Annotated in this window: 11 protein-coding genes; all 11 read left to right on the forward strand. The window is 37.9% G+C overall.

The window, feature by feature from the left end:
• Window positions 1-74: 74 nt before the first annotated feature.
• Window positions 75-506 carry a DUF2061 domain-containing protein gene (locus ABJF11_RS07490; protein ID WP_348119153.1) on the forward strand — a complete coding sequence of 144 codons (432 nt, stop codon included), beginning with the start codon at window positions 75-77 and terminating at the stop codon, window positions 504-506.
• Window positions 503-1,090, forward strand: a complete 588-nt coding sequence (cysC, locus tag ABJF11_RS07495; protein ID WP_348119154.1) for an adenylyl-sulfate kinase — start codon at window positions 503-505, stop codon at window positions 1,088-1,090. Before ABJF11_RS07490 ends, cysC begins: the two co-directional genes overlap by 4 nt.
• Window positions 1,091-1,093: 3 nt before the next feature.
• On the forward strand, window positions 1,094-1,999 hold the full coding sequence (gene cysD / locus ABJF11_RS07500; protein WP_348119157.1) for a sulfate adenylyltransferase subunit CysD: 906 nt from the start codon (window positions 1,094-1,096) through the stop codon (window positions 1,997-1,999).
• Between the two features lie 27 nt (window positions 2,000-2,026).
• The gene (locus ABJF11_RS07505; RefSeq protein WP_348119160.1) at window positions 2,027-3,307 is read left to right on the forward strand and encodes a GTP-binding protein; all 1,281 of its coding nucleotides are present in this window, start codon (window positions 2,027-2,029) and stop codon (window positions 3,305-3,307) included.
• 14 nt (window positions 3,308-3,321) lie between these two features.
• On the forward strand, window positions 3,322-4,083 hold the full coding sequence (cysQ, locus tag ABJF11_RS07510) for a 3'(2'),5'-bisphosphate nucleotidase CysQ (RefSeq protein ID WP_348119161.1): 762 nt from the start codon (window positions 3,322-3,324) through the stop codon (window positions 4,081-4,083).
• Window positions 4,084-4,279: 196 nt separating this feature from the next.
• Window positions 4,280-6,817, forward strand: a complete 2,538-nt coding sequence (locus tag ABJF11_RS07515; protein WP_348119162.1) for an SLBB domain-containing protein — start codon at window positions 4,280-4,282, stop codon at window positions 6,815-6,817.
• A gap of 53 nt (window positions 6,818-6,870) precedes the next feature.
• Window positions 6,871-7,962: a Wzz/FepE/Etk N-terminal domain-containing protein gene (locus ABJF11_RS07520; RefSeq protein WP_348119163.1), complete on the forward strand. Its 1,092-nt coding sequence runs from the start codon at window positions 6,871-6,873 to the stop codon at window positions 7,960-7,962.
• Window positions 7,946-8,821, forward strand: coding sequence for an N-acetylneuraminate synthase family protein (locus ABJF11_RS07525; protein ID WP_348119165.1), 876 nt, complete (start codon window positions 7,946-7,948; stop codon window positions 8,819-8,821). The genes ABJF11_RS07520 and ABJF11_RS07525 overlap by 17 nt, the downstream gene beginning before the upstream one ends.
• Window positions 8,822-8,831: 10 nt before the next feature.
• Window positions 8,832-9,986 (forward strand): HAD hydrolase family protein, encoded by a 1,155-nt coding sequence (locus ABJF11_RS07530; protein ID WP_348119167.1) that lies wholly within the window; start codon window positions 8,832-8,834, stop codon window positions 9,984-9,986.
• 9 nt (window positions 9,987-9,995) lie between these two features.
• Window positions 9,996-11,804 (forward strand): hypothetical protein, encoded by a 1,809-nt coding sequence (locus tag ABJF11_RS07535; RefSeq protein ID WP_348119168.1) that lies wholly within the window; start codon window positions 9,996-9,998, stop codon window positions 11,802-11,804.
• 1 nt (window position 11,805) lies between these two features.
• The gene (locus tag ABJF11_RS07540; RefSeq protein ID WP_348119170.1) at window positions 11,806-12,711 is read left to right on the forward strand and encodes a sulfotransferase; all 906 of its coding nucleotides are present in this window, start codon (window positions 11,806-11,808) and stop codon (window positions 12,709-12,711) included.
• Window positions 12,712-12,721: the final 10 nt, after the last annotated feature.

The following is a 12,721-nucleotide window of genomic DNA, read 5'->3' on the forward strand; positions in this document are numbered from 1 at the left end:
GCTTTATTTTAGTACACTGTATCAAAATTTCAAGCGTTTTCAACACTCTTATCTTAAATTAAATCGATATAAATATGGACAGTAGGGTCAGACATATAGCTAAATCCGTCACTTGGCGAATCATAGCCTCGACCACCACTTTTTCTTTAACTTTAGCTTTCTTCGGTAAAGCAGAGATAGCTCTGGCATCTTGGCTTACTGTTATTGAGACTCTGCTGAAAATAGTGATCTATTATTTTCATGAAAGAATTTGGTTTAGACTTAGTACGAAATTGAATACTAGAATGCGGCACATTGCTAAGGCCATAACCTGGCGAGTGATCGCTTCGGCAACCACATTTTTGCTGGCGCTATTGTTGTTTGGAGGACACGACGATGCACTCGAGAAAGCAACATTAATAGCACTAGTTGAATCTGTCCTTAAGATGGCCTTCTATTATGGTCATGAGGAAATATGGTACCGCGTAAATCTGGGATTAGATAGAAAAAACTTAGAAGAAGAGTGAACGAAAATATTATACCTCATAATCACGAGATTACTCAAGCAGACCGAGCGAAGAAATTGGGTTATAGACCCTTTTTAATCTGGTTTGTTGGACTGTCAGGTTCTGGAAAATCCACTCTTGCCAGCAACCTTGAAACCAAATTATTCAACGAGGGCATCAACACCTACATACTCGATGGAGACAATATTCGTAGTGGGTTGAACAAGGATCTGGATTTTTCAGATGAGAGTAGAAAGGAAAACCTGAGAAGGATAACTGAGGTATCAAACCTTTTTGTGGATGCTGGCACGGTTGTGCTTACAGCCTTCATCACTCCTTTCCAAGAAGAGAGAGCTAAAATTCGTGAGAAAATGGGCGAAAAATACATTGAAGTATTTGTCAATTGCCCATTGGAAGAATGTGAGAAAAGAGATGTGAAAGGACTGTATGCCAAAGCACGAAGAGGTGAAATAAAAAACTTCACAGGAATTGACTCTCCTTTTGAAGCACCTCTAAGTCCGGACATTGAAATAGAATCACACAAATTGACAATAGATGAAGGGGTCCAGAAAATTTATGACCTTGTAATAGAAAAAATCAAATAGATAATGAGTAACTATAATCTTACACACATAAAAGAACTCGAGGCAGAAGCTATTTACATTTTGCGAGAGGTTTTTGCTCAATTTGAAAATCCAGCAATATTATTTTCAGGAGGGAAAGACTCCATTTGCGTAGCTCACCTAGCTAAAAAAGCATTCTTTCCGTCAAAAATACCGTTTCCTTTTGTACACGTAGATACTGGGCACAACTTTCCGGAGACCATGGATTTCAGAAACAAATATGTGGACGAGCTAGGAGTCAAATTAATTGTGGGATCCGTTCAAAAGTCAATTGACGATGGAGCTGCAGCGGAAGAAAAGGGCAAAAACGCAAACAGAAACGCCATTCAGACTGTCACTTTGCTTGACACTATTGAAGAGCATCAATTTGATGCGTGTATTGGTGGTGCTAGACGAGATGAAGAAAAGGCCAGAGCTAAAGAACGTTTTTTCTCTCACCGAGATGAATTTGGCCAGTGGGATCCAAAAAATCAACGCCCTGAGCTTTGGAACATTTTCAATGGTAGATGTCACATGGGTGAGCACTTCAGAGTATTTCCGCTCAGCAATTGGACGGAGATGGATGTTTGGCAATATATCTTGTCAGAAAATATTGCACTTCCAAGTCTATATTTCGCACATGAAAGACAGGTGATTAGAAGGAGCAACACCTGGTTGCCAGTATCTGACCACATTCAAATTGCAGCAGACGAAGAAATCGTGACAAAAAGAATCAGATTCCGTACACTTGGGGATATCACCATCACCGGAGGAGATGAATCTGATGCGGATACATTAGAGAAAATCGTTGACGAGGTGGCCTCTGCTCGTCAAACCGAACGAGGAAACAGAGAAGACGACAAGCGTTCAGAGACCTCTATGGAGGATAGAAAAAAACAAGGATACTTTTAGAATTAAGCAAAGTCAATCATTAAGACAATGGATAACAAAAAACACGATAACAACTCTTACCTGGACATGGAATTGCTCCGCTTTACCACAGCAGGTAGTGTAGACGATGGAAAGAGTACATTGATTGGTCGCTTACTCTATGATTCGAAGTCTATTTTCGAAGATCAAATGGACCAAGTAGCAAAGTCTAGTGAGAGAAAGGGTCTCGAACATACAGACTTAGCTCTTTTGACCGACGGGCTTAAAGACGAACGCGAGCAGGGCATTACGATCGATGTTGCGTACAGATATTTCGCTACCCCAAAAAGGAAATTTATCATTGCCGATACGCCCGGCCACATTCAATACACACGTAATATGGTAACAGGTGCGTCTACCGCTAACTGTGCATTACTTCTGGTTGATGCACGAAAGGGAGTCATAGAACAGACAAGAAGACACTCAATCATCGCATCACTACTTCAAATCCCACATGTCATTGTTTGCATCAATAAAATGGACCTTGTGGATCATAGTGAAGAGGTTTTTGAAAAAATAAAGGAGGATTATGAATCCTTTGCCTCAAAGCTTGAAGTAAAAGATGTTCGTTTTATCCCAATCTCCGCTCTCAATGGTGATAATGTGGTAAACAGAAGTGAAAACATGTCATGGTATCAAGGCTCTACCCTACTGTACACCCTTGAGAATATCCACATTGGAAGTGATCACAATCACATCGACTGTAGATTTCCTGTACAGACTGTCATCAGACCAAAAAATGACAAATACCATGATTATCGCGGATATGCCGGCAGAATTGCAAGCGGTGTATTCAAACCCGGAGATGAAATCACTGTAGAGCCCTCAGGCTTTACTTCAAAGATCAAGTCGATAGACACCCTAGATGGGGAATTGGAAGAGGCCTTCGCGCCTATGTCTGTTTCCATCCAGCTTGAGGATGATATTGATGTGGGACGAGGCGATATGATTGTCAGAACAAACAACAAACCAGAACCCATTCAGGATATAGAAGTGATGGTATGCTGGTTGAACCCTCGAGGACCAAAACCAAGGGCTAAATACTTAATCAGGCACACAACCTCAGATGCCAAAGCAATGATTAAAGAAATAAGTTATAAACTGGATATTAGTACCCTGCACAGAAACGAAGAGGATAAAGACATCACTGCAAATGATATTTGTAAAATGCAGTTAAGAACAACTAAACCTCTATTAGCAGATTCTTACAAAAAAAATAGAATTACGGGAAGTCTAATTTTAGTTGATGAAGCTACAAACGAGACCGTAGCAGCCGGAATGATTGTTTAAATTTCCTTAAAAAAATGGATCTGAAACCACTGCTAGAAATAGCCAAAATTGCTGCTGTAAATGCGGCAGTCGAGATACTGAAAATTTACGAAACTGGGGATTTTTCAGTAGAAGCGAAGTCGGATGACTCTCCGCTTACCAAAGCGGATAAGGCTTCACATTTAGCCATTGTGGCTGAACTAGAGAAAACGGACATTCCAATTCTAAGTGAAGAAGGCCGTGATATCTCCTATGAAGAGCGAAAAGACTGGGAATATTTCTGGATGATCGATCCATTAGATGGTACTAAGGAGTTTATTAAGAAAAACGGAGAATTTACTGTAAACATCGCTTTGATCCATAAAAATGAGCCTGTACTAGGTGTCGTTCAAGTACCTGTTCAAGAAAAGCTATATTATGCTTGCACTGGTGAACAAGCCATTTTGTTATCAGAGGGGAAAGAAACTCCTCTCTCCACTAACAACATTCAAATGGATCAAAAAGGACTTAAGGTGGTAGCTTCACGTTCCCATCTTACGCCTGATACTCAAGCATTCATGGACGAGCTAAACGAACCCGAAGTAGTAAGCATGGGTAGTTCTTTGAAATTACTAGCTGTGGCAGAAGGAAAAGCTGATCTTTATCCTCGGTTTGCTCCTACCATGGAATGGGATACTGCTGCAGCTGACATGATCGTTAGAGCTGCCGGAGGAAAGGTGCTACAAAGAGATAGTGATAACATGGTGCAATACAACAAGGAGAATTTGCTCAACCCGCATTTTTTGGTGACGCCCTAAGTAATACCTAATTGAAATCTCAGGTTTCGCTTGCCTGGATAACATGATTTGAGCATAAGATATATTCTCTAATTGCTAAAGGGTAAACCAGCTAGTCAATTCAAAACTGCAATTGACCTCAATATGAGTATTAATCCTATCCTTCCTCGTTATTTATTCCAAAACAATCTAATTTAGCGCCCGAATTATAAATAAAATGGCAAGAAAAGCACTCTATTTATCAGTTGTCCTGCTTCTAATTGGCAATTTGTATCCCCTGGTAGCACAACAACAACTGGACATAAACAATCTTAGTAGTATTGAGGTAGATGAACTTTCTGATGATCAAATCTTAAAATTCATCAACAAGGTACAATCAAGTGGATATACCCAAGAACAGTTGATTCTCATGGCAAAATCTCGAGGCATGAGTGAGATTCAAATTCAAAAGCTAAGAGAGAGAATCGAGCAGGTAAGATCTGGAAGTACAGAAGACGCTTCAGACCAGGAAACCACAAGGAATAGGACCTCACAATCCTTCGAATACGAAGAAGATAATGAAGATATGCAACAGGATATTCTTGCCAATGATCCATTTGCAGATATACTGATTGATTCCTTACAGATAGAAGAAGGGTTGAAAATTTTTGGTATGGAAATTTTCGAGAATAGTTCTCTATCATTCGAGCCAGGACTAAATATGCCAACCCCAGCCCATTATGTTTTGGGCCCAGGAGATGAATTAGTAGTTGACATTTGGGGAGCATCGGAGCAAACCTATCAAGTGATGATATCACCGGAAGGCTCTATTAGAATTCCAAACCTAGGCCCCATTTATGTGTCCGGTCTGGAAGTTGAAAAGGCTAAGTCGAAGATCATTTCGAGATTAAAGAGAATTTATAGCACAATTGGTAGTAGTTCATTTGCTGATGTATCACTGGGGCAGATGCGATCTATTAGTGTTCATGTAATAGGAGCAGTCAAAAAACCTGGCACCTTTTCTTTATCCTCGTTTGGTACGGCCTTCAACGCACTATACAGTGCCGGCGGACCTACTGAGCAAGGTTCATTAAGGAAGATAGAAATTTTTAGATCTAAAAAGTTAATATCTACGCTAGACGCCTATGACTTTTTAATTAGAGGTACAGGTGACAATATCACTTTACAAGATCAAGATTTGATTATAGTCAGACCGTATGGCAATCGAGTGGTTTTCGATGGTGAAGTTAAAAATCCAGCCATCTATGAAATGCTTGAAGGTGAAACTTTTGATGATCTGATGCTTTTTTCAGGTGGATTTACCAATGTTGCCTACAGAGGGGTAATTAGCTTAAGAAGAGTTGAAAATAATTTTAAAACTGTGAAATCAGTGAAATTGGAAGAGGCAAGCTCCTTTAATCTATATAATGGTGATGAGATATTCGTAGGCCAAATTACCAATGAATTCATAAATCGGGTCACCATAGAAGGCCCTGTACTAAATCCAGGAGAATACGAATTAACGACAGGACTAAGTCTACTAGACCTGATCAAGAGGGCAGACGGACTAAGAGGAGATGTTTTCATGCAGAGAGGAGTAATTATCAGAAAAAATGCTGACTATTCATTGTCAAGTATCGGATTTGATCCAAAACTCATTTTAGATGGCACAAAAACCATTGAACTTCAAAGTGACGACCTGGTTAAATTTCAATCTATTTATGATCTGAGGGAAGAATTCTATATGACCATAGAAGGAGAAGTTCAGCGTCCAGGACAATATGCATATATAGCTGGTACTACTGTTGAAAACCTTATATATCTTGCTGGTGGATTTAAAGAATCAGCAGCCCGCTCATTTGTCGAAGTAGCAAGAAGAATTAACCCTGATAAAGCAGAAGATTTTAACAACACAGCCGAAGTGTTTAATTTTAGTGTCAGTAAAGACCTAACATTGAGCCCAGAAGCATCTAACTTTGAACTAGGTCCCTTTGACTTGGTCGTAATTAGAAGAAGCCCGTATTATGACGAACAAGAAGTAATAGAGATTGAAGGTGAAGTAAAATTTCCAGGCATCTATGCACTTGATCAGAAAGATGAAAAGATTTCTTCAATTTTAACTAGAGCAGGCGGACTAACGAGTTTTGCTTATGCAAAAGGTGCCACTCTAATCAGGAGAACTGAGTATTATATTCCAGAAGAAGCATTTATTTACGACGAAAAAGGCAATTTGATAGGGTTGAACGATGAATCTAGTAATGATGCTGCTAAAATCCGCAAAGAGGATCTTACCTATTTATTCAAGAAAGACACGCTATTCGCAGATAGCGCTCAAATTTTTAGGCAGAGGGAATCCATTGGTATTGAATTGGAGAAAATTCTCAAGGATCCTAATGGTAAACACGACCTCATTCTACGTAAAGGAGACGTATTAAGTATTCCAAGAGAATACCAAACTGTTAGAATCAGAGGTGAAGTGCTCTATCCAAGTAATGTCCGTCATGATGAATCATTTAAATTCAAAAAATTCATTGCCTCTGCAGGCGGTTTTGATCAAAGAGCGAAGAAATCTAAATCCTATGTTATCTATGCAAATGGTACATCTGCCCAGACAACAAACTTTTTGTTTTTCAAAAATTACCCGAAAGTTGAACCAGGGGCTGAAATCGTAGTTCCTAAAAAACCAGAAAGAGAGCCAATGACAGCTCAGGCTTGGGTTGCGATTGGGTCAAGTATTGCAACATTAGCACTGGTTATCGACAGGTTAACCAATTAATAAATCATAAAATAGCTTATATTCATTTGATAATAGGAGACCTAATATAGTTTATGGAAGAGTCCTCACATGACATATTCAAAGTCATTGCAGTGCTGATCAAAGAAAAACGGAAGATCATCACTAGTGTAATTATTGCATTCATTATAGGTGTTGCACTCGCCTTAATTCTTCCCGTAGAATTTCAAAGCTCAATGAAAGTAATGCCAGAATCGGGTGATGAATCTATTGGAGGTGGCCTTCTGGAAAGATTTGGAAGTTTAGCTGGGCTAAGTAGTGCCCAATTCTCATCAGGAGAATCTATTTCTCCGGCGCTTTATCAGGACGTTATAAAAAGCAAGAAGTTTCTGTACACCTTGATTCAAACACCAATCAAGTTTAATGCTAAAACCTCTACCTCATATTACGATCACAAAATTGCTAGCGGGAAAAACGTTTTAGACTATCTAAAAGAGTATACTATCGGGCTGATTGGCAAACTAAAGTCAGTCCTATTTCCAATGGAAAATCCAGTTGTAGCAAAAATAGAAGATGGCATTTATCAGATTCCTAAAGAAGAGCTTGAAATCATGGAATCACTTTCCGAAAGAATCACATTGGAAACCGATGAAATGAATGGAACTATTAACATCACAGCCAAAATGCCTACACCAATGGCAAGTGCTGATTTAGTTAAGCAGGTATTTACACTACTTACAGAATATGTAGAGGACTATAAATTAGCTAAGAATAATAATACCATTGCCTATTTGGAAACACAATACATCGAAAGTCAAAAGACATTACAATCTGTTCAAATTAAGGCCTCAAGATTTTTTGATCGCAATCAAAATATTATGACCCAATCGTTGTTATATGAACAAAAAAGAATTGAGTTCGAATATCAAGTGGCAAGCAGCATCTTTCAAAATATTACAACACAACTCGAACAAGTAAAGTTAGAGAAGCAAAAAAATACTCCGGTATTCTCTGTTATTAATCCTATCGTAGTTCCAGTTGAGAAAAGTGAGCCAAAACGACTCATTATTCTATTAATTTTTATGATGTTAGGATTTGGCTTCGCCCTATTTCGGCTGTATGTCACCTATTTTTTCAAACAACTATCAAAAGAATATAAAAAAGCTGTAGATGAAAATAACGTATAACAAACCCAAGATAATTGCTGAAATAGGCTGTAATCATAAAGGAAATTTCGATACAGCTCTTGAATTGCTGAATCTGGCTAAGGAATGCGGCGTAGAGGTTGCCAAATTTCAAACGAGGCATAATAAGACCTTACTAACCGAAGAGCAATACAGTGCCCCTCATCCAAACCCTGCCAACTCATATGGCGAAACTTATGGTGAACATAGAGAATTTTTGGAGTTTTCTACAGAGCAGCACAATGAGCTCAAAAAATACTGCGAGAAGATTGGTATCGTATATTCAACCTCTGTTTGGGAAGAAGTATCTGCCAAAGAGATTGTATCTATCAACCCGCAACTGATTAAAGTGCCTTCTGCGTGCAATAACAATTATCGCATGTTAGAAATTCTAAGGGACGAATATGAAGGGGAAGTTCACATTTCTACTGGTATGACCACCAAAGATGAAGTCGAAGAAGTTGTTCAATTCTTTGAAACTACAAATCAGGCGAAAGGCAGATTGATTATTTATAACTGCACTTCAGGTTATCCAGTTCCATTTCATGATGTTTGTCTTCTAGAAATAAATACCCTAAGAGAAAAGTATGTTGATAGAGTAAAGGACATTGGTTTTTCCGGCCATCACCTGGGCATTGCCATTGACAACGCAGCCTATACCCTTGGAGCCACTTGGATCGAAAGACATTTTACCAAGGATCGAACTTGGAAAGGTACAGATCACGCCGCTTCTCTAGAGCCTGCCGGCCTCAGAAAACTAGTTAGAGACCTCAATGCAACATATGAATCTCTTTCCTACAAAAAGTCAGAAATTCTGGAAATCGAACAAGTCCAAAGAGATAAATTAAAGAATAGAAAATAGTAACATCGAAATGAATATTGGCTTTGTTCCTGTAAGAATTGGAAGTAAGGGAATTCCCAAAAAGAATATCAAACCACTAGCAGGAAAACCTCTAATTTATTGGTGCCTCAAAGCTCTGCAGGATTCTGTCGAAATCGATCAAATTTGGGTGGCGAGTGATTCAGATGAGATCGATCAAGTTGTATTAAATTTTAATTTTACCAAGGTAAAGCTGTTTAGAAGGTCAGAAGTGAACGCACAGGATCAAGCGTCTACTGAAAGTGTAATGTTGGAATTTTTGGAACAAACATCTCCAGATCCTAAGTCTAACTTCATGCTTGTGCAAGCCACAAACCCCTTTATTACAGCAAGTGCCATCTCCGATGGGTTTGCCTTACTTGCCGAGTCGGATTGTGATTCGGTGTTGTCAGCATCTTCTTCAAAACGATTCTTTTGGAATTCTAACGGCACTCCACTGAACTATGACTATCAAAAACGTCCAAGAAGGCAAGATTTTGATGGCCTTCTGATGGAAAACGGTGCTTTTTATATAAATACTGTTGAAAATATCATGGTGAGCAAAAATCGCCTGTCTGGTAGAATTCAAGTAGTAGAGATGCCAGAATACTCTGGCTATGAAATTGACGAACCGGACGACTGGGGCATTGTTGAGCAGCTATTATATCGAAACATCCTTTCGAAAAAAGAAAGTAATAAAATCAAACTTTTAGCCTCAGATGTAGACGGCGTCCTGACTGACGCTGGTATGTACTATACAGAAACTGGAGATGAAATGAAGAAATTCAATACCAGAGACGGCAAGGGTTTTGAACTTGTTCGAAATCAAGGAATCAAGACTGCAATCATTACTTCAGAGACCACCGAGATCGTGGCCAACAGAGCTAAGAAGATGAAAATAGACTACCTGAAACAGGGGGCATCAGGTGGCGGTAAACTAGAAGCCATCAAATCCATCTGTGAAAAAGAGCAAATCTCACTAGACGAAGTAGCCTATATTGGAGATGATGTCAATTGCAAAGAAATTCTTATGAACGTTGGATTGGCTGCCTGTCCTCAAGATGCCGTTGATAGTATCAAACAACTTCCAAACATAAACTTACTTCCAGTCAAAGGTGGCGAAGGAGTAGTACGATATTTCATTGATTACTTAATATTAAACAAGTGAAAGTGATATATGGAAAAGATTAAGCTTGTCATTTGGGATTTAGATGAAACATTTTGGAATGGTACCTTATCAGAAGAAGGTATTAGCCCTCTTCAATATAATATTGACCTTGTTAAAGAATTAAGTCGCAGAGGAATTATTAACAGCATAGTTTCAAAGAATGATTTTCAAAATGCCAAACAAAAGCTTATCGAATTAGGTGTCTGGGAGTTCTTTGTGTTTCCACAAATAGATTGGACACCAAAAGGATTAATGGTAAAAAAATTAATAGAGCTGGCACAGTTGCGTCCTGTAAATTGCTTGTTCCTAGACGACAACTATCTTAACCTTGAAGAGGTTCAATTTTACAATGAGAAAATAAATGCCAAGGATCCTGAGTTCATTCCTGAAATTCTGGGGCATAGTTCTTTTCAGGGTAAAAACGATGAACAACTTGAAAGACTAAATCACTACAAAATACTGGAACAAAAAAGTTCTGATAGCGAAAATTTCTCTGATAATTCGCAATTTCTTAAACAGTCGGAAATCAAAGTTCATATTGGGAACAATATCGATCCCAACTTTGACAGAATTATTGAATTAATTGAAAGAACAAATCAACTTAACTACACCAAATTAAGAATTGGAGTTGAAGAGCTAAAAAGCTATAACTCTAATCCAGATTATAAACAAGGGTACGTAGAAGTATCAGATCGATATGGTTATTATGGAATTATTGGATACTATTGTTTGGATACAAAAAATCACAAACTAGTCCATTTTGTCTTTTCCTGCCGAACACTAAATTTAGGAGTAGAACAATTTGTGTACTCAAAACTTGGCTTCCCTAAGCTAGAAGTAGTTGGAGAGGTAGCCACGGAGCTAGACCAATCTGCTCCTGATTGGATCTCAGAAACTCATATGGATCACAATTCTCAAGTAAGTTTAGGGGAAAATAAACTAAAAGTAATATTAAGAGGTGGTTGTGATTTACGCCAGATATTACACTACCTATCTGGTTATAACATTGAATTCATAGAGGAAACAAATGGAGTATCACCAACCAATATTGCTATACACGCTGAGCATACTCAGTATCTCGCAGATCAAATAAGATTAAGTCAGGAAACTCGTAATGAAATAATCAGAAAAATACCGTTTGTCTTTCCACAAAACTACTTAACCAGAATATTTGATAACGATATCGATCTGGTTATTTATAGCGTTTTAATGGATTACAGACAGTTTGTGTATCACAATCCAAATGAAGGGTATAAAGTATGCCATGGAGGTGCCAAGGAAAATTGGACAGACCCAAAGCAAATTCAGCATATCGTAGATAAATACACTAAATTAGGAGCAGCTGAAATAAAAGAAGAATATCTAAGTCAGTTCAGAGAAAATCACATAAACATTGGCTTGATTTCACCCCAAGAGTTTTTAAGTAATTTGGAGGTTATTCGCAAATCAAGCAAAGCCAAAATTGTGTTTATTAATGGATCGGAAATAGACCCTCTTGATGACAAGACAATTGAGGCACGTCACAAAGAAATGAATCTTGTTTTAGAGCAGTTTGTGGCTGAGAATAATAATTGTTACTTACTTGATGTAAGAAAGATTATTCATAGCAAGCTTGATATGAATGAGCATATTCGACACTATAAACGGCATGTTTATGAACAAATGGCCAAAAATCTGGTTGCTATTTTTAGTCACGCCGGATACAATTTTGATGAAAATCAAATTGGTCTAAGCTTCTCTAGAAAGCTGTTCAATAAATTAAATAACAAAAAGGTGAAAAAATTTAGAAGAGTAATGCGAAAGCTTTTTAAGAGTTAAGATGACTAAGTATCCAAATTTTTTGATCATTGGTGCAGCAAAAGCAGGCACAACAGCCATGTATAACTATCTTATACAACACCCCAATATTTTTATGCCTAAGGTGAAAGAGCCTAAATTCTTTTGCTTTAGAGATCTGGAATGTAAATGGACAGGACCGGGAGATCGAAAAGCTTATAAAAATTATATTACGAAGATCGAAGATTATGAAAAGTTATTTCATGAGGTAAAGGATGAGACAGCAATTGGTGAAGCCACACCTTGGTATTTATATAGTAGCTATGCTGCAGATGGCATAAAATCCAACATCCCAAATGCCAAACTGATTATTATTCTAAGAAACCCTGTTGAAAGAGCTTTTTCACACTATAAGCATTTAAAATCGCTCGGACGCGAGACAAGTAAAAACTTTATTGATGCCCTCAATGCAGAATCAAAGAGAAAAGAACTAGGATGGGGTTGGACGTGGCTTTATAAAGAACGTGGAAAATATTTTGAGCAAGTAAAATACTATTTAGATCGATTTGATCGCGACAAAATAAAAATTTTCTTCTATGAAGATTTCATTGAGGACAATCAAAGTGTAATAAACGAAGTATGTGATTTTGTTGGAGTGTCTCCATTGGTAATTACTATGGAAAAGAAAAATCAACGGACGATTCCAAAGTTTCCCACTGTACACTCATTCTTAAAGCGGACTAGAATTTCACGACTCTTTTCATATAATAAAATTGAAAAACTGCTAGTGAAATCAGGATTTAGAGGTCAGGTCCCAGAGAAGCTGACAGCTGATAATCGACAATTTTTGTACAATTATTATAAGGAGGACATCATAAAATTGGAAGCACTTCTTGATGTTAAATTAGACAGGTGGAAATTGAACGACTCTAGTGTTGAAAAAATTTAATTTAATCAAA

The sequence above is a fragment of the Reichenbachiella sp. genome (assembly GCF_039941815.1).
Taxonomy (GTDB): Bacteria; Bacteroidota; Bacteroidia; order Cytophagales; family Cyclobacteriaceae; genus Reichenbachiella.